Below are 22,619 nucleotides of genomic sequence, written 5' to 3' on the forward strand. Positions count from 1 at the left end.
GAAGCGTTGGTGGCCGTCATTCGGTCCGGCCTGGAGTCAGGCGGCGGCCAACGGAACGCGCGCCTCGGCCGACCGCTCTGACTGTGTGGGATGTCGCCCAGGCGAGCGTGCTTTCATGCGCATCGCGGGCGGCGCCGTAGCCGTAGGTGAGCGACGCCCCGCCCGCCGCGAGAGCTGAAGCGATGCCGGGCAGTTGGTAGAAGACGTAGAGTGCGGCAACGCAAATGGCGCAGAGCGCGATCGGCCGCATAAGCACGTCACTATAGCTTTCGATCGCCGTAAACGTCGTGTCGATGCAGGTGATCAGCAGCGAGCCGATCGCCACCACCAGCACCTGCAGGATGACGAAGTTGGCGAGTTGGCCGATCCAGGATTCCGTGAATCGGCGGGTCGACTGGAACATGGCGAGCGCGATGAAGATCGGACCTATTGCCAGCACGATGGCAAGCGCCAGCCGGGCATAGAGCGAAACTATATAACCGATCGCCGCGACAAGAAAACTTGCGCCGATAACCAGCAGGCCGCCCACGCCGGTGACGATATCGATAGGCCACGAACCCCGCGACCATATCTCTTTGGCGCACCTCTGGCCCTTATCCAGCAGGCTGTCGAATGTGGAGGCGCTCGGCGCCGCGCCGGAGTTCAGCGCCTGCGAGATTTCGTGCGGCAGCGCATCGAAAAAGATATTGGTGACGTAGGTTTGATACTCGCCGGCATTCCTCACCAGCATGACGATGATGGCGAGCTTCATCGCTCGGAAAGCGAATTCGAGGATCGGTTCCTGCACGGAGCCGCGCAGAACGAGATAACCGTAGAGCACGACATAAAGTGTAAGTGCGGCCGTCAGCGGGCCGCTGACCCAGCTGGCGATATTGGAGGTGCCCGACGAAATGAAGTTCTCGAGCGGTGCCTTGAACTGCCCGTCGACGAAGCTGAAGACCTGATACATCGTCAGCCTCCCAACGATTTGCCCATCCGCTCCAGCCGCAGCTTGCCGTCGGCCGCCTCGGCGTTGCGGCAATTGGGCGTATCACGGAGTTCTCCGGGATTGTTACGGCATTCGCCGATGATTTTCGCGAGCAGAGCATCGTCCGCCATGAACTCATCGACCGTGTAAATCTTCTCCGCCTGCGGGGAGCAGGCCGCCAGAAAAAGCATTGCCGCGCTAAAAAGAAGCCACTTCATTTGAGCGCCGCTCCCATCGTGTCCATGCGCTTGCGCCAGTCCTCGGCCTTGCGTTGGTCATCGACCTGCACCTGGGCCTGCTGGACCATCTGCAGGCCCTGCATGCGCAAGACGTCGGTTTGCAAGAAGGCGGTTTCGGCCTGGAGGCGGGCCTGCAGATCGGCGATGTCCTTGGCGTCGGCAGCACCGGAGATTTTCTGGCGAAGCTCATCGATGCCGCCGATGCGCTTGGTCGCCGCATCGTAGATCTGCCGGCCGAGGCTCATCTGCCCGGCGTTCTGGTTCTGGATGCGCGACAGTTCCTGCGCATAGAAATCGTCGGCATCGGTGCGGTAGGTGGAATTGTCTTGAAGGAATTTGGAAGCGGAACTACCGAAGACGCCGCTGCCGGAACCTTTGAACAGCCCCTCGATCGCGTTGAAGTCCTGCGGAAGCGCCTTGCGGATCGACGGATCGTTCAGCAGGTTGGCGACGTCGGCCATGTTGGTGATCTTGTTCAGCGAGCCGTAGAGCTGCTGGGCTTGTTGGAGTTGCTGGTTCAAGGCGTCGAGCTGGGACTTCAGCTGCGCGATGCTCTCGATTTGCTTGGCGATCGATGTCTGATCGATGACGGGGATGCCCTGCGCCGATGCTAGCATCGCCGACGCCAAAAGAGCGGCCGATACAAACAATGGCCGCATCGTTCCTGTTCGGATCATGCTGTCTTCCTCCTCTGATGAAACACGGCAAGCCAGTCCTCCCGTCCCTCGCCGATCTCCAAACGGATAGCATCGGCAAGCTCGACATTGGCGGTCCGGCCGGAGAGGATGGCAAGTTCGTCGTCGAAGCCGTTGAGGTTCAGCTCGGCGACAACGCTGTTGTGCCCCTGCTTGACGATGAACCGGCGGCTCTCGACGGAGAGTTCGCGCGAGACGAGCTCGAATTCGCGCTCCGTCAGCTTGAAGCCGTCGACATAGTCGGCGCGGTCGCCGCGCGGGTTCGGAAGAAAGATCTGTGTCGGGCACTGCTCGATGATCGTGTGGGCGATCGGCGAGACGATGGCATCGCGCGGGCTCTGGGTCGCAAACAGCATGAGACCGTTCTGCTTGCGGATCGTCTTGAGTTTGTTCTGGGCGAGATCACGAAAGCCTTCGTCCTGCAGCGCCTTCCAGAACTCGTCGATGACGATGATGATGCGACGCCCGTCGATCAGTTGCTCGATGCGATAGAACAGGTAGGCCATCAACGGCGTGCGGATTTCCTCATTGTCGAGGAAATCGGTCATGTCGTAGCCGATGAACCTGGCGCCAATGCCGATATCGTCGGCTTCGTTGTCGAAGACCCAACCAAGCGGCCCGCCCCTCTCCCAGCGTCGGAGACGCGCGGCAATGCCCTCGGGATCGGTGTTGTTGAGGAAGGTGCGCAGGGCGCCGATGGAGCGACGCTCCACCGGCAGGTCCGCCACCCCGTCGACCGCCGAGGCGATGTCGCGCAACTCGGTGATCGATAGTTCTCCAGATGCGGGTCGCACCAGCTTGGCGATCCAGCCGGTGAGGAATACTTTGTTTTCCGCAGTGAATTCCGGTGCTTTCAACGGCGCGCAGCCGGTGGCGGCACCGTTTCTGAGCGGCAGATAGGTGCCACCGGCCGCGCGTACGAAGAGATCGGCGCCGCGGTCCTTGTCGAAGAAGACCATATGCGGATCATGCTTTTCGAGCTGGGACAGCATGAAATTCAAGAGCACCGTCTTGCCGGCACCCGACGGACCGCAGACGAAACTGTTGCCGAGATCGCCGTGATGAAAGTTGAAATAGAAGGGCGAGCCGGACGCGGTCTTGAGCATGGCGACCGCCGGTCCCCACTCGTTGCCGTCCTTCTTGCCCGCCGGATAGGAATGATAGGGAGCAAGGGCTGCGAAGTTGCGCGACGTGATCGCTCCCGAGCGCGCCCGGTAGCGGAAATTGCCCGGCGCTTGCGCCCACCAGGCAGCCTCGAGCCCAAGATCCTCGCGGGCGACGACCGCGCCGCCGCTGGTGAGATAGGCCCGCGCTTTCGCCATGTGATCAGTCAGTTCCTTGACCGAGGGCGCGAAGACGGCAAGCGCAAGATGATGTTCCCCGAGAACGAAGCGATTGGATTCGAGATCGTCCATCGCCTCGCCGAGTTCCTCGATCTGTGAGGCCGCCTTGTCGCCGGCGCTGACCATCTGGTTCTGCTTGCGGCCCATGATCGTGCGGGCATCGGCCTTTGAGGTGAAAGCGAAGGACTGCGTCAGGATAAGCTCGAAAGGTGCGGTCAAGATAGCGTCGAGCATGCCGCTGCGCGTCGTCGCCGGATATTCCTTGAAGCCGAACATGCCGGCATAGCGGCTGTCGGCCTCGTGACGGATCTCGACGGTCTCGCGCCCGAAAATGACCCGGTCGGAATAGATTGCCGAGGAAATTCGTCCCTCCGTCAATGGGATCGGCTCCCGCCGGCCGCCGACGATCTGGTGGAGCACTTCGCTCGGCTCGGAGAACAGGATCCCGTCCTGTTCGTGGAGGGTGAGCAGCCGCGGCTCGAAGCGCTTCAGGCCGGCGACGACATCCGCCACGCGGTCACGCAGATGCTTCAGGGCCTGCCCGTCGAGCTCGGTATCGGATCGGCGGGCCTTGCGCAGCCGGGAGAGAAGCTTGGCCGCCTTTTCGGCAGGATCCCGGCCGGGATGCCAGACAAGGGTGAGGTAGAGATCGTTGCGAAACAGGTCTTCATTCACCATCCGCTCCCGATATCGCGCGTTCAGACCGTCGGAAAAGGGATTGGCGAAGCGTCCCTCGGGATAGGCATTGTCGCGGCGGCGCACCACATGCGTCCAGAGCGCCAGTCGCTCGTCGGCGATATTGCGATAGAGCGTGTTCAGGCTGCGGTGCAGGCCGTTGAGATCCCTGACGTCTGATGTCTCGAAGGAAACGCCGTCGAGAGCGATCATTGTCATCAACGCTCGGGATTCGAGCGCAATCGTCGTCTCGTCGACATGCCTGACATAGGGAATGAAGGTCTCCGGCCCTAGCTCGCGCGACCGGAGCGTCGCAATGTTAGACAAAGCTGAGATCCCTTTCGTCATAACGCCGGGTGAGCGTCAGAGGCGAGAGCGTGGCGCCGCCCCAATACGCGGTATTGCGGGAGCGGCCACGGGTTTCGATCCACGCAATCAGGATCCGAAACATATTGTGGTCGTGCTTGACGAGCGCGCGAAACAGGACATGGAAAACGATACCGACCAGCGCGTAGGCGATTGATCCCGCAGTGATATAAAGGATGGTCGTCAGCATGATGTTGACGCCCATCGCCTCCATCGTCACGCCAGCGATCATTGCCGGGCGCGTGCAGGCGAGAAACAACGTGTCGTCTTCGAGACTCGGAATGCTCGCCATAGCGCTCAATTCCCGACGATGGTATTGACCAGCTCGGTGGCGCCGAAAATGCCGCCGATCCCGATGATCCAGAAGCCGGCCCGCCTCAAATCCATGTAGCCAAACATCCAGGCGATGCAGATAATGATGACGGCGATGACGGCCAGTAGGCGGGCGATATTGCCGGTCAGCATGTCGACGATGTTCTGCAAAACGGTTTCGATACCGGCGGCCTGGGCGAAGGCTGGCTCGACCAGGCAGATGACAATGGCGGCCGCCATCAGCGTGGATGCGGCAAGGGGGCGAAGAGGGGCTTTGGAGATCATTCACTTTGCTCCGATCGATCATTCTGGAAAACGAGAACCGAGGATTGCCGCCCTGAGCTGAACACGTCCCAGGATGGGGCCTCGACGGTTTGGGAGGGTTGTAAAGGCGGTTCGGGACGTGCTGGTACCACCTCATCCTGTGGCTGCCCGCCCGACCCGGCCTGGTCACCGCGTTCGCCAATGGTGAGCGAGGCAAGCGTTGGCGATAACTGCTTTGCTTCCTGGCGTACCTGCTCGTCATATTTGGCCATGGCGCCGAGGGATGGATCATCGCGGCCATAATAGGACTGGAGCATCACCCTTTCGGCCTGAGCCGGATCCCCCGCGCGTAATGCGGCGCGGTAGTATCCGTCGAGAAGCGTGGCCGTGGCCTTGAGGTTCCGGCAGGGATCGAAGGCGTCGGCGACGGATAGCTTTAGTTTCTGAAGGTGCTCGATGCCAAGGCCGCCAAGGCCGATCTGGATATCCTGGCGATCGGCAATCAGGGACGTGGCAACCTCGATCGCCTCCGCCTTCGATGCGGGTTGAGCAGCGAGTGGTGGGCCGCTGTTGATGCGGATGGCGAAGGGCTGAAACCGGCTCTCGAGGCTAACAACGCCGGCCAGCGTCTGCACCTGAACCATCGGCGCACAGGTTTGCGCGATTTCGACGAATGCAGCACCCATCGGTCAGTACCAAACGCGCTGTTTACCGGCGCCGTCGATGGTGACATCGACATAGTGCGGCTGCGATCGCACATTCGGACGACTTATCGGATAGCCCATGCACTGGCGGTGCCCGTCCACGCGCTGCCAATGTGGCGACAGGACAGAATTGTCGCGGGAAGTATAGTCGTTCCCATCCCAGCAGAGGCTGTTGCTCACCGGCTGCGGCGATGTCGACACACAGGTTGCTTGCCGACCGCCGCGACCGCTATCAGTCGTGAGCTTGTACCCCGCATCGCAATAATAGGGTTCATAGCCCGGCCGCGAACTCTGAAAACCGACGCCGCTACAGGTCGGGAATGAGTGCCCCTCGGCAAGCTCCCGCCACAGCTTCTGGATCGGCGGCCGGCATTCTGCATATTGCGTCGGCCCGCCGGGATTGGAAAGGCATAGGATAACCTGGCATCCCCAGTCCTCGGCCCGCGCTTTGCTGCCGAAAATAAGATAGGGTGGCGCAACGAAGCAGATCGTAAGCAGTGAATTCAGGAGAAGGCTTTTCATGAACAGGATCCTTCGAGACGATGGCGCCCTATTGCGTTTCGGGAGACCCAATCTGCCTGCCCGCATTCATACTGCCGTATATAACACAGTTAAATGACATGACAAGCGCGATTAAAACGCAATGGCACAACCTTGCCTTCTCCGGACTCATTCTCCATGAGATCCTCGACCATCCGCTGGAGGACGAGACCCCCCAGGCGAGGCTGAAGCAGATCGGCATGATGACGATCCTCTACACGATGACTCAGGCCCACCAGAAGCTAACACTCTCTAATATCATTGAGATTACCGAGCTAACACGCAGCGGCGTGAAGGAGACGGTCGACCTTTTGGTAAAGCGAGGAATGCTTTTGGAGACGATGGGGAAGAACGCCATGGGCCGGGGGACGGCGCGGCAATTCGAGATCTCTCAGGACCTCCTGAGCAAGCTGAGCTCTTTCCGCGCCAGCCAGGAGGCGGGGTTAAACTGACTGATTTTCGGCCTTTAGTGAGGCGAGATAGCGAATCATCCGCCAGCCCGATCGCATGGCTGCCGGTAGTCATCAGGGACGATCAGGCAACCCGTCCGCAGGCGGGTTTCAATCAAACAATGAAGAGTATCGGAGAAATCAGCATAGCGGCGCCGTGAGGCGGATTTCGGGAATTCTCGCCCCGCTAAGGGCGGAACAAGGGCAGCCGCAGGAGCCTCAGCATAGCGGCCGTCAAGGGAGGCGGGACCGACTGCCCCCGCCCGTGCGTTCCCTATCTCCGTCGCCGCTCAGCATATGGAGCGCGTTGCGCACCGGCGAACTCGGCTGGAACATGACCTACCGGTGAGGGCGCCAAAGCAATATTTTTTGCTAGTTCCAAATAAATCATCCGACGACCCGCTGTCATCAACGCTTCTCTCGATGCTACGCACGACGACTCCTTCGCGCGGGACATCGTTCTCGTTCGCCCTCGGCGGACGATGGCTTCCGCCATCGCGATGCTAAGGGAGGATCTGCCGGAGGAGGTTACAAGCCTGGACAGTCGCGTGATTTTCAGCATCGACGGTCGAGGGGATGCGCTGGTTCTCACCACGGGGCCGCATGACGACGCCGTCGGAATACTTCGCGCGTCACTTCAATATGCCGGTGAATACGCCCCACTAGCTGCGCGAGGTCAATGCGTGACGATTTTAGACGCCGGTTCGCGGGATAGGAGCTTGCGGCCGTCGGGTCGCGGCAGTGGGCGGCGTCCGGGTGGCTGATAAGGAGGCGGCTCAAGCCGCCTCCTCCTTGTTGAGATCCGGCTGCAGGTCATGCAGGTAGTCGACGGCCCGTTGCGCATGAGCTGCCGCTGAAAAGATGGCGCGCTTGTCGTTGCCGAGAACCTTGAGCCAGCTGTCGAGATAGCTTGCGTGGTCGGGGCGCGGTTCGAGCTCTGGAACGACACCAAGATCGGCGCAGAGAAAGCAGCTACCAAGTTCGGCAATGAGCTCTTCGCGGGCGCGTTCGCTCCTGTCTTTCGCATAGCGGCTCAGATCCCGATCGAGTCTTCGCGGTGCAGCCGTCCAGTGCGTCATCTCGTGACTGAGTACGGCGACGTAGGAGGCATCGTCCCGGAAGGCGTCGACGCATGGCATCTGGATGTAGTCCCGAGCAGCAGCATAATAGGCCGCCGATCCACCGTGGCGGATCAGGGCGCCGGTATTGGCAAAGAAGCGGCCGGCAGCACCGATGCGGCTCATCCAATCCTGGTCACGGGCGATGGAATGGGCAAGGCCATTGAGCCCGGTGATCTGATCGGTGTTGAACACGGTGTAGGTTTTGAGAAAGGGGATATCCCGCTCGATTTCGGCGCCTGTCTCCGTCGTCTCGGCGCGGATGAAAGAGCTGGCAAAGACGACGGTTGTGCCGGTTTCGCCCCTGCGGACGGCGCCGCCAAGCTCGATTGCCTGACGAAACGTCATCCACCTTGGCGATGCAAAGCCGCGGGCGATGGCTTCAGACCAGAGGAGCAGAACATTGATGCCGGTGTATGGTTGGCCGTTGTGGCGCAGTGGCCGGCTGACCTCGGCCGTCCCGCCTCCCGCCGTCCACGGCTTGGTCCATGGACGGACGCCCTGTTTGAGATCGGCGATGATCTTGGTGGTGATGCGGCTGTAGATATCGGATCGTTGATTGGATTGCTGCCTGTTCATGTCTGAACCTCCGTTCGAGGTCGCGGCCATCGCGACCTGCTACGGCGGTCCAAAAGCCGGGCTGCAAGCGCGGCCCGCACCCGCAGGGCCGCAACGAAGTGGAGGACGGCAAAGCCGTTGTGGGCGGCGCGAGCCTGGCAGGACCAAAAGCCGGGGCAGGACGGGATGCAGCAACACCACGGCGAGACTGGTTTGAAACCCAGGCAGAAATGAAAAATCCAGTCTATTACGCAAGGCGGGAGCGTCCGGGATGAATCGATGGACCCGAAGCGTGGCATCGACCTTGCGCGGCCGTTCCTCGTCGACGCAATGGAGAAGGTTAGCAACGAGAGTGCCATTTCGTCGAGGAAGCCAAGACCGCCGAGACCAAACTCGTGGTCTTCGCGCGCATGCAATTCGACCGCGTACCTCAGCCCCTACTTCGTCGCCAACCAGGACAAGATGCGGGTAGAGTTCGAGGATCCGTATATCCTCATCCACGAAAAGAAGCTATCGAACCTGCAGTCCTTGCTGCCGGTAAGTTGAGGTCTGATGGAGCATTCCAATCGGCCGACCGCCTTCAGCAAATAGGCAGAACCATTACGAAATCACGGCGCAATCGCTGGCGTTTTTTTCCGCCACCCGTTCAAATGGCCGAAAGTTTCGAGTTGATCGAATTGAAGCTCCCGTCTTCGGGAAGTGGTAGGATCCGGGAACGTTTGGCAAGATTCAACGAACCACTGGCCGCCACGCCCAGAGAGGGTCATAGGGAATACGATGACAAGCGCGGACGCTCAGTCGTTCAGTCAGGTTGCGAGCACGTATCAACTTGGGATCGGTATGACTCACATAGCGCCTCCAACTGATTTACGGCACTAGCCAAATCGTGAAGTTCCGACTTCAGCGATTGGATGATGTCGAAATGTCCGGAGCCATTCGAATTCGCAGTTGAACTTTTCAAATCCGCAGAATTTCTATTCGGATGGGGAAATGGGATGAGCTTTTGCACAGTTATGCTTTTGCCGATATTGACTCAGAATAGTAGATTGTACTGGGCAAGTCTTTGCAATGGCAATCGAAAGCGAAAACACGTCAACGTATGTTTCGTCGCGCAATTCGGTACAGGGCCTGCATATTTCGGAACATCAAAGCACCTGAAGTTTTCAGTAGTTCCTGTTGGTCCGCGTTTTATCCAATCGCCCAGAGTAGTTTGGGCTTCCGTTGGATGAGTGCGGTATAAACAGCGCCGCAGGTGGCGTGGATCCTGCGCGCTGTTAGCCGTAGGCTTCACGCGGTTCGGGTCCCAACAGATGCGGGAGGCAAGCGCATGAGTGCCACCCCTTCCTCTGCGGGCATCGGCGTAAGATGGGAATCACCGCGAGAGAACTCGGGCACTGCGTTTGCAGCGAGAAGTTCGGACTTCGGGATGGGCTTGCTATAGTAGAACCCCTGTGCCACAGCGCAGCCGCTTTCAGCCAAGAATTTTTCTTGATCGACCGTCTCCACGCCCTCAGCGACTACATTTTGCCCTAGGCAGCGCGCAATTGAGAGAATTGCCTTGACCAGTTCTCTACTTCGCTTGTCGGATCGATTGATGAATGACCGGTCAATTTTGAGGGTATCAATGGGAAAGTTAGCCAAATAGCTCAGAGATGAGTAGCCGGTGCCGAAATCATCGATCGCTATGGAAATTCCGCTCGCATGCAATTGAGAGAGTGTCGTCGAAACGACCTCGCAGTTATGGAGCAGGAGACTCTCAGTTATTTCAACCTCGATCCACTCCGCACGACAACCGGTTTCCTGCAATACGTCCGCCACCGTTTGCGACAAACGCGGGCATTGAAACTGCTTAGGAGACAAATTTATCGCAATCTTGTGCGGGGGCAGTCCATCTGCATTCATGACGGCAGCCGTGCAACACGCCTCATGCAGCACCCATCGTCCAAGATCGATGATCAATCCCGTTTCCTCGGCGACACCTATGAATTCTCCCGGAGGGATCAATCCCATCTTCGGATGATGCCATCGTAGCAGTGCTTCTGAACCGATCACCTTTCCGTTGTCCAATAGGACCTTTGGCTGATAATGGAGTTCAAGTTGCTCATGTTTCAAAGCTAGGCGTAGGTCTGATTCTAGCGCTAGGCGCTTTTCAGCCCCAATCGTGAGATCCTTTGAGTAGAAGCGGAAGTTGCTACGCCCCGAGCGCTTCGCCAAATACATCGCAGAATCCGCATATTTCACCAAATCGTCGGGAGCGTCGCCGTCATTTGGAAATACCGATATCCCGATGCTGCAGGATACAAAGATCTCCCTGTCGGAAAGCATGAAGCGTTCGCCGAATGCGGCAAGCATTCTGCTGGCAATTTGAGCCAAATCGTCATTGTCCTGAACATTGGGCAGCAAGACTGCAAATTCATCTCCACCGAGTCTCGCCACGGTGTCGCTGGCACGGACGCCTTTTTTCATGCGTGTCGCCACCTGCCGCAGCAACTCGTCACCGACGGGATGTCCCATAGTGTCATTGATCGCTTTGAAATGGTCCATGTCGATCAGCATCACCCCGGCTCGCTGGCCCGCCGAAGCCGCGTCCCCGATCATCTCGCGTAGCCGTTCATTGAAAAGTGTCCGGTTAGGCAGGCCGGTCAGAGAATCGTAGAATGCCATCTGATGGATTTTCTTACGGGACGTGTCCAGTTCGGTGATATCGCGGGCGACGCCGAGGATCCCCATCAGCTTTCCCCCCGTGAATACCGGAACCTTACGAGTCTCCAAAAGCGTTGATCGACCGTCCTCGTGAGCGGTAAACCGTTCCTCATTGATGAGAATACGGCCGGCTTGCATGGCCTCCTCATCCTTGTCACGAAAAAACTGGGCGAGTTCGGGAGTAAACAGGTCATAATCCGTTTTCCCGACGATTTCCGCTTCTGCCTTGCCGACCAATTCTTCGAAGGCATGATTGCACAACAGATATTTGCCTGTTACGTCTTTCAGCCATACCATATCCGGAATGGTCTGCAGGACACTTAGGAGGCGAGCCCGAGCTTCAATAGTCGTGCCCTCGGCGTGCTTTCGTTCGGTAATATCGCGAGATAACACCAGAAAAGTGACGGTTGAGTGATTGCTGCTTGGTCGCCTTGCGACCGACAGTTCAAACCAACGGGATTCGCCGTTTGGTAGGGCTATACGGACACAACGACCGTAGGAGGCGCCGGTTTCATCGGCTTCTTCAAGAGCCAGCATAGCGATGTCGGCCTGATCTGGAGGGAGCACATCGCGGACAAGCTTGCCGAGCAGCACTTCTTTTCGCTGCGCCAGGATCTCCTGATTCCTTGCCCAGACCTGCAGGTAGCGACCGTCGGCATTTACCTCGAACAGAACGTCAGGAATGGCGGCAATAATTCCCTCTGCGAATTCAAGAGCCTCTTTAAGATCATGCTCCGCACGTTTTCGCTCTGTGATATCCAACATCGCGCCAACCAAGCCGATCCTGTTACCAGCGATATCAGTGATTGCGGTCTTGCTGAGTAAAAGATCAACGACACCACCATTCTCGGTGGTGGCCTTTGCTTCATATTGCTGAACACCGCCATTTGCAAAAAGCGCCTCGTCCAACGCGGCATACGTCTCGGCTATGGGTGCGGGCACCAAATCGAAAACGGTTTTTCCGATAATATCTCCCTTTGAGCGGCCGGAGAAGCTTTCGAAGGCCCTGTTGCAACCAAGGTGTATCCCATCTCTGTTTTTGAAGAAGACGGGTAACGGGATCGCGTCGAGTACGACGGCACTGGACATCTCTTCGGCGTTGAATGGCAAGTCGAGGTTTGTCGCAGGATGCCGGGGATTCGCCCGGAAAGCCTTCTCAAACGGTTGCTTCAGACTTGCGACATCTGCGTCGTGACCGTGCGATGGCCGGACAACGGAGGCTTCCGAAAATGGCGGGGCCGTGCCCGTGGCAAGCGGAGGGCTGGCATTGACCGCGTTGCGGAAGGCTCCACGCCCCTGGTCGATTTGAGCATCAGTCGCCATCTGCACTTCCACAGGCTGTTCGGGGCGGGATGTGCGTTCCGATTGACGTACGTGTTTCATGTGCCTGTCCTGCTTTGTCACGTGGCTGAGCAATCATGCGTCAAGCCAGCATTTTGTTAGGACCGCACAATTCATTTGGCGGAGTACCATGCCGCTACCCCACCGGGATATCGCTCTCATTCAGAATCATCAAAGACGTGTATTTGCATGTGGTCGGCGACGCCGCCCATATCATTTAGAACGCTTGCCAATCATCATTCGAAGGCGCGAGCACCAGGTTACCACGGCGCATCGGATAGTCTCCGCGGTCAACCATTGTCTGACCGGGCGGGAAGCTCTTCCCAAGTTCGCCCGTGACCTTCTGTGGCTTCCCGCTCTCGTCTTTGAAGTGGAAATGTTTCAACAGTGCGGCTAGGCTTTGGCTCTCTTGAGCGAGGTGCGATCCTGCAGTATTCATCTCCGCGACCATGCTCGCATTTTCTTGAGTAGCATGGTCCATATGGTTAACCGCGCCGTTAATCTCGCGCAGGCCCGACGATTGTTCCTGGGAGGCCGTTGCGATTGCGTCCATATGAAGATTTACATCCTGCACAAGCTCTTCAATCGTTCTCAGGCCCGATCCGGTTTCACTCACGAGCCTTACGCCTTCGTCGACGGCAAGAGCTGAATTGCCGATGAGATCCTTGATTTCTTTTGCCGCTGTCGCTGAGCGCTGTGCAAGCTCCCTGACCTCCTGGGCAACAACCGCAAAGCCTTTTCCCGCGTCGCCAGCACGCGCTGCTTCGACGCCGGCGTTGAGCGCCAGGAGGTTCGTTTGGAAGGCGATCGCGTCGATGACGCTGATGATCTGGGAAATCTGCTTGGAGGAGTTTTCAATGCGATTCATGGCGCCGATAGCATCGCGTACAACCCGACCGGACATTTCCGCATGATCTCGCATCTGTTGGACGGCTCCGCGCGCCTCAGCCGTCCTCTTCGTGGTCGATGCAACGTTGACGGTTATCTCCTCCAACGCCGCTGCAGTTTCCTCGAGCGAAGCCGCCTGCTGCTCCGTGCGTCTTGAAAGATTTTCAGATGCGGCCGAGACGCCCGAGCTGCCATTCGTGACCGTTTCGACTGAATGGCCGACGGTAACAAGCACGTCCCGGAGCTGACGAATGGAAGCGTTGAAATCCCTGCGCAAACTTTCAAACTGTGGCGCTAACGGCTCCTCAATCTCATAAATCAAGTCTCCATCCGCCATCCGCTTCAACCCGGTTGCCAATGCCGTCGTCGCTCGGATGAGGCGCTCTTCTGCTTCTTTTTCCGCCCTTACCTGAATATCCAGCTTCTCTTGGTCAGAACGAATGCGCTCAGCTTCCGCGGATGTCTCCAGGTTACTTTTCTGTATGGCCGCGCCGCGGAAAAACTCAAGGCAACGCGCCATGTCCCCGATCTCGTCGCGTCGGATCGTCAAGGGCACCGGCGCCGACGTATCGCCTTCTGCGAGTGCCTTCATTCGGCTTGTCAGAGTCCGAATGGAGCTTGAAATTCTCCGAACGACCGAAATGCACAAAATGAGTACCGTAGACATGATCAGAAGCGTGGCGCCGGAGTAGCCGATAAAGGCATTGCGAAGATCGGCGTAACGCTGAAATGCCATCTCGTCCAACTCGTCGCCGGTGCGCATAATGAGTGCGGTCAACAAAGCAGCCCGCTGTTGGGTGATTTCATTCCATCGATCCAACGTCTCGGGGGGGAAGGAAACGCCCGGCTGGTTTGCATACATCTGATCGCGAACGCCCGCGATGAACTTGCCTGCGGCGCTGGCCTCGAAGTCGTCATAAGATTTGACGAGATCGGCGGGGAGAAATTCCTGCATCGCAGGCACATAAAGCTGCTTTAGATTTTTTGACTGTAAGAGGGACGAAAATAGATCGACGGACATGGCTGAATTTTTGACGTAGGCTCGGCCGGGCCTGATCTCCAGCAAACTAGCTTCCGTGATCTGCATGAGCGCGTGAAAACCGGTAATTTGGCGTGCTAAATCCAAATCATTGACAGTCGCCCCAGTGCGACGGACGAGCTCCAAGCCCGCAAGGGCAGCTGGGCGCAAAGCAACAGCTCCCTCCGCCTCGCTAGCCGTTCCGTCATCGACGCGCCGGCGGAAGCTATCGATATTGTCCCGCCTTTCACGAATGATCTGTACCGCCCGTTCTATGGCCGGATCGTCGAATGCCTTTTTCCAAGAGTCGTAAGCGGAAAAGACCGCTGTAAAAGCCCTGTCCGATGCAGCTTGCTTTGCCCGACGCACGTCGGCGCCTGCAAACGCTTCCGCCGCTATAGCTTGGGCGAGGAATCCGCCTTCCCGCCCAAGTCGCTGCGTTGTTTGTGCGCTGCGGAAGGTAGAGTATTCTCGGTAATATCCCAGTGATGTTGATACTCCGATGATTACGAACGCCGTCAACGGGATAATTGCCAAAATCATTAAAAGTAGAGATAGCGGCAGTCTCGACATATGTTCCTCATAGACGACTATAAATTACACCGGCTTCCATTAGCGACGCGGTCCAGAACATTGCGACATTGACCGCTATGTGTGAGATGACCTCGGCATAATTACTATAAGATTAACCCCTGTAGTGGTCTTGAACTGCGTTGCGCAGATCGGAACATCGTCGCGTTCAGGGGATCATCTGCAAGACAGATCTTGGGCCGAGGCAGTCGGATTTTCTGGAGAGTGCTGTTGCTGCAAGCCTTGAGGACGGTCGAGCGTGCCGGCTGATCGTAGCTCGGTCGGCGCAATCTGCTTATGATATACGCAATGTTTCCGAGGGAAGTACCCCATAGCGCTTGCGATAGTCCGCAGAAAATCTGCCTCTATGCACGAAGCCCCATTTCAGAGCGACCTGCGTGACCGAGAGGCCAGGTTCGCCTGTCATCAGTTCCTGATGCACTAATTCCAACCGTAGGTGCTGCAGGAATGCCAGAGGGGTCGTATTCCGAAAGTTGCGAAAACCGCTTTGAAGAGTGCGTCGGCTTACGCCACAAGCCGTTGCGATTTCCTCAAGAGATAGCGGCCGAGTAATATTGGCACGCATATAGTCGACCGCCCGCTTAACGGCCTTGGGTAAGGGTGATTCAGCAACGCGGCATAACTCAGATGAGTAGCGATGCTGCGCAGCTTCGATCAAAAGCTCCATCGTCGTTTCAGTGAGGTGATGAAGTGCTATCGGTGATTGAAGGAGGGTTCCGTCTCGTAATCCAGCATACAGCACTGGTACCAGTTGAACCAAAAGGGAGCCGAACCCGACCGATAGGTCGATTTCTGGCGAAAAATCGAGGCTGCCTCTTATTGGCGTATTGAGCCGACATCCCAAACGGCGCGTCAGCTCATCATGGGCGATCCTAAGCCCCAAATGTTTCCTGGGCCCAATGAATTGGGTCGTACTCGCCGACATACTGTTCACGAAAACGCCCCGCGTTCCCTCTGACGGGATTTGTCTGCCGTCAACGGTAACGACCGATCGCCCATGTAGTGGAAGCATGATGATGTTTGCCTCCGCCGGTCCCCGGTGCTGGACCGTTAGGTCGCCCTCGTAGTGCGCGGCAATAACTGCAATCGGACCATTGGTAATCGCATGTACATCGTAGGCGATCGTCTTATCGCCATGTACATGCGCTTCAGATTGCGGGGAAAGCCTCGAAAGCGCTGCCGCGAGTTCCTCGCTGCAGGTACCTTTGAGCGAGAAATGGTCAATCTTAGAGGGGGACACTCTCAACTCTCCACATCATCACTTCTTCCCGAAACGGTATTCAAGCATGAGGCCCGCCTATCGCTAACGACAGGCGGACAGGGCAATTGACTTGTCGCGGCCAGTCCTCGCCGTGAATTCGACGCAGTCGAAGTCGCCTAAGTTGATAGTGCGAAGATCAATCATTGTTATATATGGAACTCCGACAGAATTGTTACCTGCTGCCAACCATCGCTTCGCAACCGATTCCCAAATGTCTGGCCTTTGATGGTCTCCATTCACGGCCCAGCAGACTCGGGCGTGCTCGCGCTAGCGACTAAACCTCATCCTTTAAGGTTTCTTTTTGCGTGATCAAACGTGCGGAGTGATGGCCGGAAACAAAGATCCATAGCCAGCTTAGTCCCACTGCCAATCTGCTCCTCGTACCTATCAGGAAGTAGATATGGGCAAGCCCCCAAATCCACCATGCAATTCCGCCCTTGAGCCGGATTTTCCCGAAGTCGATAACAGCCGAATTCGGCCCGATGGTAGCCAGGTTTCCCAGATGCCTATATCTGAACGCACTTGGAGTGGGTGTACCCAGACGTCGTGCTTCAATTACCGAAGCGACATATTTGCCTTGCTGTTTGGCGGCGGGAGCCACTCCGGGGACGGGTGTTCCATCAGCGGCCTTCACGGAGGCAGTATCTCCAATAATAAAAATCTCGGGCTTACCGCCAACAGTCAGATCTGGCTGCACGACCGCCCTACCCGCCCTGTCCTTTTCAGCACCGACCCAGGCGGCGGCGTTCGACGCTTGCACCCCCGCAGCCCAGATGACGGTCCGGCTTGAAACGAACTCATCTCCGATCGCGATGCCGTTCTCGTTGCATGCCGTCACGGGAATGCCTGTTCTCACTTCGACGCCCATCTTGATTAGCGACTGCTCGGCATATCTCGAAAGTGCTTCCGGGAACACGGGTAGGACACGTGGACCTGCCTCGATGAGAAGGATGCGCGCCGATCTGGTGTCGATGCTACGGAACTCCTCAACAAGGGTTCGTTGGGCCAGTTGCGCTATAATCCCAGCCATCTCCACGCCTGTCGGGCCTGCTCCGATTATGCTGAACGTGAGCATTGCCTTCCGCCGTTCGGGATCAGCCTCCAATTCGGCCTTCTCAAACGCGAGAAGAAGCCGCCGCCGGATGGTCGTCGCGTCTTCGAGTGCCTTTAGCCCGGGCGCAAACGGCTCCCACTCGTCCCGGCCAAAATAGGCGTGCCTTGCACCTGTCGCGAGAACGAGCGTGTCATAGGGAATAGCATTCCCATCCTTGAGCGATACTACGCGTGCCTCGGTATCAACGCCAACAACCTCGCCCAGCAGCGTCGATACATCCTTTCGTCCTCTGAACAATGCTCTGATGGGCCAGGCTATCTCCGAGGTTGCCAATACAGTCGTGGCAACTTGGTAGAGGAGCGGTTGAAAGAGGTGATGGTTGCGCCTGTCGACGATCGTTATGGAAGTGTCGGGACACTTGAGGTCCTTCGCTAACTGGAGTCCGGCAAAGCCACCGCCGACTACGACAACTCGATGCGTATCCATTTCGTCTCCCTCAAACCTGCGCGCTCGGGGCGCGCGCCTCGTAGAAATGGCCATTGCGCCCGATCAGTCGCTGATACGGGTATTTACATTAATCGACGGTGGACTCACCAACAGTGGAAGAAGAGGCTCCAGCACCCGCTTGACATTAGGATGTTCGCCATGGCCAACGACAGCCGCCTCATTCTGCCAGCCGTCTAAGATGATGAAAGTGTTCGGATCGTCCGACCGCTGGTAGAGGTCGTAGTAGAGACAACCAGACTCTTCGCGGGCGGGTCCAATGAATTCCTGAAGGAGTTCTTTTACGCGATTTCGATTTTGGGACGTGGTTTTGAATTCCACGACAAGGTGCTGTTCCTCTGACTTCGTCGATGTCATTTGCGCTGGCTCCTAATTGAAAACGACGACCGGCTTGATCACTCGCCCGGCTTCGGCGTCCGCGATCGCTTCGTTGATCTTCTCGAAGGGATACTTGGTGATCAATTTTTGGAAGGGGAAAAGCCCAGCCTGATTAAGATCCATCATCTGCGGAATGAACAGCTGTGGAATCTGATCACCAAGGATCGCACCCTGGATCTTGCGATTGAACACCATTAGATCGAGGGGGATGGGAATGTCGTTCCCGAGCGCGTCGAGGCCGAGCAAGACAACGTGCCCGCCGGCACGGGTGCACTTGATCGAGTTCAGAATAACCGGAATGATGCCAACTGCGTCGATCGCGAAGTCGGCACCGCCGCCCGTCAGCGCATGGATCTGGTTGACTACGTCGGGATCTTTGCCGTTGATCGCATGTGTGGCACCAAGCCCCATGGCCATGTCTAGCCTCTGCTGATTCAGATCTATGATGATAATCTTGCTGCACCGACGAACTTTGGCGGCCATCACGGCGGCCATGCCGACAGCACCTGCGCCGAAAACGGCTATCGTCGACCCTATTTCCGGCTTCATCGCGTTTATCACTGTTCCTGCACCCGTTGCCATGCCGCACCCGAGTGGCGCAGCGTCGGTAAGGTCGAGGTCTGTTTTCGGCAAAAGCGCTGCATTGTTTTCAGTCGCAAGGATATGCGTCGCAAAGGACGACTGGCCCACGAAATTGCTGCCAATGCCAACTTCATCGCAGAGCAATGCCTTCTTACCATTCGGACGAAGCCCCGTAAGATTGTACTGGGTATAGTTTTGGCAGTTCATTGGGTGAGAACGGCGGCAGTCGGCGCAGAATCCGCATGAGCTCTGGCTCAGTGCGACGTGATCACCCACTTTGAGGCTCTGAACTTCTGGTCCGACCGCCTCGACGACGCCGACGCCTTCGTGCCCCGGGATCACCGGTGCCGGCGGGCCAAAAATACCGTCGCGAAGCAGCAAGTCCGTGTGGCAGATCCCGCTCGCAACCGTGCGAACCAGGATCTCGTTGCCTTCGGGGTCAGCCAGTTCGAGTTCACGGAATTCCAGCGGGCTCTTTGGCTTCACGGCGACAGCCGCAGTGATTTTCACCATTATATTCTCCTGCGTTCTCCCGCAATTGCTACGGGAATGACTTGATCGGCCCGACGGACTAGACGCGACCCGCGCGCGCACCGTAGATGATTGCGGCAAATGCAATGATCACGCCCTGGACGATAAGCTTGCCCGGCTCCTGGATGCCGAAGACGGTCAGCATCGCGAACAGGAAGCTGAAGGCAACGACGGCAACGAACGGCCCGGCGACGCCGCCCCGGTCGACGCCGAACGTCACACCGCCGAGGATCGTGGCGGCGAGCGCATTCATGAAGGTGTCGAAGCCTGGCTTGATGGTGCCGACCGCCAACGCGGATACCTGGACCAGGGCCGCGATGCCTGTCAGGGCGCCCGCGAGCGTGTGCGAGACAAAAATCGTACGTGCCAACGGAATTCCTGTAGTTTCCGCCGCCCTCGGATTGTCGCCGACGGCCCTGAAGTAACGCCCGACGATGAGAAAGCGAAATGCGATAGAAATCAGGGCGGCGATGACGATCCACAGGACCACGGAATAGGAAAGGCCGTGGATATTGCCGCTCGTAAGTATTCGAAGCCAGCTTGGCGTTGAACCGGGCGCGCGGCCGGCGCTCATGTATTGGACGATCCCAATCAGAATGGCCGAAACACTTAGTGTGGAGATAACGGCAGAAGCGCGCACGTATGCTACGAGTATTCCGTTTAAACCCCCCACAGCTAGCCCAATCACAACAGGCATGAGGACGGTCATTAGCGGTGGATAGTTGTTGAGCTGGCCCGAGCTGGCCAGATAAATCGCGAACGCGAAAATACCGCTGACAGAGAGATCGATGGATCGCACCCGCATGACAAGCGACTGGGCGAGCACCGCGATCCCGAGCGGCGCTGACTGCTTGAGGATTACAAACCAGTAGTTGGGATTTATGAGCGTGGCGCTCACTGCTGGAGCAACCGCAACCAGGATTGCGAGCACATAGTATGCGGGCGGTAGCCCGAGTATCCACGAAATGGCGCTCTTACCCCTCAATAAGCGAGATGGTGCTTCAGTTTTCGAGTCTGATGTGGTCATCGAGAAGTCCATCTCTTTCAAAGTCCGATTGTTTTGCGTCGCTGCGAAACGACGAGTACGAGAAGCAACACACCCTTGACGACCGACTGAAGAAATGCAGAGACGTTGGCCAGATTCATCACATTATTCACTGTCCCGAGGATCGCCGCGCCAACGACGGTTCCCACAATGCTTCCGATGCCCCCGGCGAGGTGGACCCCACCCAATGCTGCAGCCGTTACAGACTCAATCCCGAATGAAGCGCCGCCCTTAGGATCACCCGATGCAAGGCGACCTGCAAGAAACATCCCCGCAGCGCATGCGAATAGAGCGGAAAGAACATACGCTTTGATGATGGTGCGCTCGACGGGAACACCGTTCATCCGTGCGTTGAAGTCATTGCCGCCGGAAGCGAAGAGGTAGAGGCCGAAGGGACGACGATAGAGAATCCAGGATGCGAAGAGCGATGCCGTGATCAACCAAAACAATGAGTTAGGTACGGGGCCGATGGATCCGGCTACCGAGCCGGAAAGCCACTCCGGAACGCGCCCACCTGGGATTGGCAAAATGATCAACGCGATACCTTGGCCGATGCCCATTGTTGTCAGCGTCATGATGATTGGATGTACATTGAGGCGCGCGACACCGTAACCGTTCGCTACTCCGAACCCCATCGCCACCGCGATGCAGATAAGCACGCGGGTTATCTCAGGAAGATCAAGCGTCATGATCGTCGTCGTTAGACTGATGACGGACCCAACCGACACGTCGAGGCCGCCAGTGAGAATGACGAACGTCTGACCGAGAGCCGAGATGACGAGCACCGTCGATTGCGCCAGGAGATTAGACAAATTCTCCGGATCCATGAAGTCCGGCAATAATATTACCGAGGCGACAACCATCACCAGGAGCGTTCCAATGGAAAGCCCGATCGCTCCCGCGCGATAAGGGAGCTTCAGGCGACTGGCAAATGAATTCATAAGTTATCCTCCTCAATGCACCGCAGCCGGGGATCCGGTGACGCACTCGCCCCCAGCGCAGTCTCGAGGATTCTTTCCTCGGTCGCCCCCTCTGCGGACATCTGCCCGACGATCTTCCTGTCATGAACGACCAAAATGCTGTCGCAGAGCCCTATAAGCTCAGCGTGCTCGCGCGACGAAACCACGACCGCACCGCCACGATCACTGAAGTCCCGCAGCAATCTGTAAATCTCTGCCTTTGCACCGACGTCGACGCCGCGCGTGGGCTCCTCAATAACGAGGATGTCCACTCCGGAGAGCAACCAGCGGCCCAGCAGCACCTTCTGCTGATTCCCGCCTGAGAGTTTACCTACGGGCGCATTGGGATCGGCGGCCGCAACTCGTAACGACTTGATCACCTCGCGGACCTTCGACACCGATCGCCACGCAACGCTTGCCATATTCCGATTGAGCTGTTTTCCCAGCGCGATGTTGTCGTAGATAGGCAGGCGCAGGAACAGCCCTTCCTGCTTCCTGTCCTCAGGGATAAAACCGATTCCTGATGCGACCGCGCGAGCGAACCCTGACCCTACATTCACCACATGCATGCTGTTGTCGGGGCCGGCACGCCACACGGCGATGGCCTTTGGCGATTCAACGCCCACAATGGCACGCATTATCTCTCGCTGGCCCTGTCCTTCGAGCCCTGCCAGCCCGATGATTTCACCTTTTCTGACAACGAAAGTGACTGTCGAGCTGCTGTCGTCGAGGCGCAAGTCCGAAACCTCCAGCATTGCCGCTCCGGTGGCCTGCGAGCGCGGCGGAAAGAAGTTCTGAAGTTCGCGACCAACCATTGTCGCTACCAGCGTTTGCAAGTTGAAGTCCTGCGCTCTTGCAGTCCTTACCCAAGCGCCATCTTTCATGACGGTGATGGTGTCGCATAGTTCGAAGACTTCATTCATGCGATGAGAGATGTAGACGACAGCCTTATGTTGAGCCTTAAGGTCGCGGATAACCTTGAAGAGATGCGCGACATCGGTCGAGTTCAACGCCGCCGTTGGCTCGTCGAAGATGAATACGTCCGCGTTCGACGTAAGTCCCTTCGCGATCTCTACTGCCTGCTGCTGCGCGACAGTCAGTGTCTCGACGATCGCGGTTGCGTCGAGCTGTGGAAATACGTCAGCCAGCAAAGCGCGAGCGCGTTTCACTACCTCGACGCTATCGATCGAACCGTCAATGCGACGAGGTTCGTGGCCCAGGAACATGTTCTCAGCAACGGTGAGATTGGGGATCAGGGTAAACTCCTGAAACACCGTCGACACTCCCGCCAACCGTGCCTCCTTAGGGGAACGGAAATTGACTTCCTCCCCGCGGAGCCGAACACTTCCTGCGCCCGGCTGATATACCCCCGCCAGAATACGCATCAGGGTGGACTTCCCCGCGCCGTTTTCCCCCATCAGAGCGTGCACGGAGCCACGTTCCAGGGAAAAGCGAACGTCCGAAAGGACTTTCGTGAAACCAAACGATTTGTTGATGCCGACCATCTCGACAAGCGTGCTCATGGGAATTTCCA

The 22,619-nt window shown here is 57.6% G+C and carries 19 protein-coding genes and 1 pseudogene; 2 read left to right on the forward strand and 18 right to left on the reverse strand.

Annotated features, from left to right (window positions below; translation table 11 throughout):
- Positions 1-16: 16 nt before the first annotated feature.
- From C4N04_RS27560 to C4N04_RS27595, 8 genes are read right to left on the reverse strand one after another with little or no spacing between them, the layout of a single operon-like run.
- Positions 17-949, reverse strand: a complete 933-nt coding sequence (locus C4N04_RS27560; protein ID WP_011053372.1) for a type IV secretion system protein — start codon at positions 947-949, stop codon at positions 17-19.
- A gap of 2 nt (positions 950-951) precedes the next feature.
- A complete protein-coding gene (locus C4N04_RS27565) occupies positions 952-1,185 on the reverse strand; it encodes an EexN family lipoprotein (protein WP_008537008.1) in 234 nt (77 codons plus the stop codon).
- The gene (gene virB5, locus C4N04_RS27570) at positions 1,182-1,883 is read right to left on the reverse strand and encodes a P-type DNA transfer protein VirB5 (RefSeq protein WP_011053371.1); all 702 of its coding nucleotides are present in this window, start codon (positions 1,881-1,883) and stop codon (positions 1,182-1,184) included. Before virB5 ends, C4N04_RS27565 begins: the two co-directional genes overlap by 4 nt.
- Positions 1,880-4,246, reverse strand: coding sequence for a VirB4 family type IV secretion system protein (locus C4N04_RS27575; RefSeq protein ID WP_064820014.1), 2,367 nt, complete (start codon positions 4,244-4,246; stop codon positions 1,880-1,882). Before C4N04_RS27575 ends, virB5 begins: the two co-directional genes overlap by 4 nt.
- Positions 4,239-4,577: a type IV secretion system protein VirB3 gene (locus C4N04_RS27580; RefSeq protein ID WP_011053369.1), complete on the reverse strand. Its 339-nt coding sequence runs from the start codon at positions 4,575-4,577 to the stop codon at positions 4,239-4,241. Before C4N04_RS27580 ends, C4N04_RS27575 begins: the two co-directional genes overlap by 8 nt.
- A gap of 5 nt (positions 4,578-4,582) precedes the next feature.
- On the reverse strand, positions 4,583-4,882 hold the full coding sequence (locus tag C4N04_RS27585; RefSeq protein ID WP_007636189.1) for a TrbC/VirB2 family protein: 300 nt from the start codon (positions 4,880-4,882) through the stop codon (positions 4,583-4,585).
- Positions 4,879-5,547: a lytic transglycosylase domain-containing protein gene (locus C4N04_RS27590; RefSeq protein ID WP_064820013.1), complete on the reverse strand. Its 669-nt coding sequence runs from the start codon at positions 5,545-5,547 to the stop codon at positions 4,879-4,881. Before C4N04_RS27590 ends, C4N04_RS27585 begins: the two co-directional genes overlap by 4 nt.
- Positions 5,548-5,550: 3 nt before the next feature.
- Positions 5,551-6,087, reverse strand: coding sequence for a hypothetical protein (locus tag C4N04_RS27595; RefSeq protein WP_011053366.1), 537 nt, complete (start codon positions 6,085-6,087; stop codon positions 5,551-5,553).
- 98 nt (positions 6,088-6,185) lie between these two features.
- On the opposite strand from C4N04_RS27595, the gene C4N04_RS27600 reads away from it, so the two are divergent.
- Positions 6,186-6,557, forward strand: a complete 372-nt coding sequence (locus C4N04_RS27600) for a hypothetical protein (protein WP_042120136.1) — start codon at positions 6,186-6,188, stop codon at positions 6,555-6,557.
- Positions 6,558-7,330: 773 nt separating this feature from the next.
- Here C4N04_RS27600 and C4N04_RS27610 read toward each other — a convergent pair.
- The gene (locus C4N04_RS27610; RefSeq protein WP_037145473.1) at positions 7,331-8,251 is read right to left on the reverse strand and encodes a zincin-like metallopeptidase domain-containing protein; all 921 of its coding nucleotides are present in this window, start codon (positions 8,249-8,251) and stop codon (positions 7,331-7,333) included.
- A 294-nt stretch (positions 8,252-8,545) separates the two neighbouring features.
- Between C4N04_RS27610 and groEL the strand changes: the two are divergent.
- A pseudogene (groEL, locus tag C4N04_RS27615) lies at positions 8,546-8,773 on the forward strand (chaperonin GroEL); the annotation flags it as partial.
- Between the two features lie 744 nt (positions 8,774-9,517).
- Here the strand turns inward: groEL and C4N04_RS27620 are convergent.
- The 9 genes from C4N04_RS27620 to C4N04_RS27660 form a co-directional block, all read right to left on the reverse strand.
- Positions 9,518-12,316, reverse strand: coding sequence for a bifunctional diguanylate cyclase/phosphodiesterase (locus C4N04_RS27620; RefSeq protein WP_106797503.1), 2,799 nt, complete (start codon positions 12,314-12,316; stop codon positions 9,518-9,520).
- Positions 12,317-12,491: 175 nt separating this feature from the next.
- Positions 12,492-14,753: a methyl-accepting chemotaxis protein gene (locus C4N04_RS27625; protein ID WP_008534399.1), complete on the reverse strand. Its 2,262-nt coding sequence runs from the start codon at positions 14,751-14,753 to the stop codon at positions 12,492-12,494.
- Positions 14,754-15,045: 292 nt separating this feature from the next.
- The gene (locus tag C4N04_RS27630) at positions 15,046-16,011 is read right to left on the reverse strand and encodes an AraC family transcriptional regulator (protein ID WP_008534397.1); all 966 of its coding nucleotides are present in this window, start codon (positions 16,009-16,011) and stop codon (positions 15,046-15,048) included.
- A 295-nt stretch (positions 16,012-16,306) separates the two neighbouring features.
- Positions 16,307-17,572: an NAD(P)/FAD-dependent oxidoreductase gene (locus C4N04_RS27635; RefSeq protein ID WP_004671504.1), complete on the reverse strand. Its 1,266-nt coding sequence runs from the start codon at positions 17,570-17,572 to the stop codon at positions 16,307-16,309.
- Between the two features lie 63 nt (positions 17,573-17,635).
- Positions 17,636-17,947: an antibiotic biosynthesis monooxygenase gene (locus tag C4N04_RS27640; RefSeq protein ID WP_088938739.1), complete on the reverse strand. Its 312-nt coding sequence runs from the start codon at positions 17,945-17,947 to the stop codon at positions 17,636-17,638.
- 12 nt (positions 17,948-17,959) lie between these two features.
- Positions 17,960-19,063: an NAD(P)-dependent alcohol dehydrogenase gene (locus C4N04_RS27645; RefSeq protein ID WP_004671507.1), complete on the reverse strand. Its 1,104-nt coding sequence runs from the start codon at positions 19,061-19,063 to the stop codon at positions 17,960-17,962.
- A 58-nt stretch (positions 19,064-19,121) separates the two neighbouring features.
- The gene (locus C4N04_RS27650) at positions 19,122-20,120 is read right to left on the reverse strand and encodes an ABC transporter permease (protein WP_106797504.1); all 999 of its coding nucleotides are present in this window, start codon (positions 20,118-20,120) and stop codon (positions 19,122-19,124) included.
- A 5-nt stretch (positions 20,121-20,125) separates the two neighbouring features.
- The gene (locus C4N04_RS27655; protein WP_004671512.1) at positions 20,126-21,067 is read right to left on the reverse strand and encodes an ABC transporter permease; all 942 of its coding nucleotides are present in this window, start codon (positions 21,065-21,067) and stop codon (positions 20,126-20,128) included.
- Positions 21,064-22,608, reverse strand: a complete 1,545-nt coding sequence (locus C4N04_RS27660) for a sugar ABC transporter ATP-binding protein (RefSeq protein ID WP_183844346.1) — start codon at positions 22,606-22,608, stop codon at positions 21,064-21,066. Before C4N04_RS27660 ends, C4N04_RS27655 begins: the two co-directional genes overlap by 4 nt.
- Between the last annotated feature and the right edge of the window lie 11 nt (positions 22,609-22,619).

It is taken from the genome of Rhizobium sp. H4, from assembly GCF_003013335.1.
In the GTDB taxonomy this organism is placed as follows: Bacteria; Pseudomonadota; Alphaproteobacteria; order Rhizobiales; family Rhizobiaceae; genus Rhizobium; species Rhizobium sophoriradicis.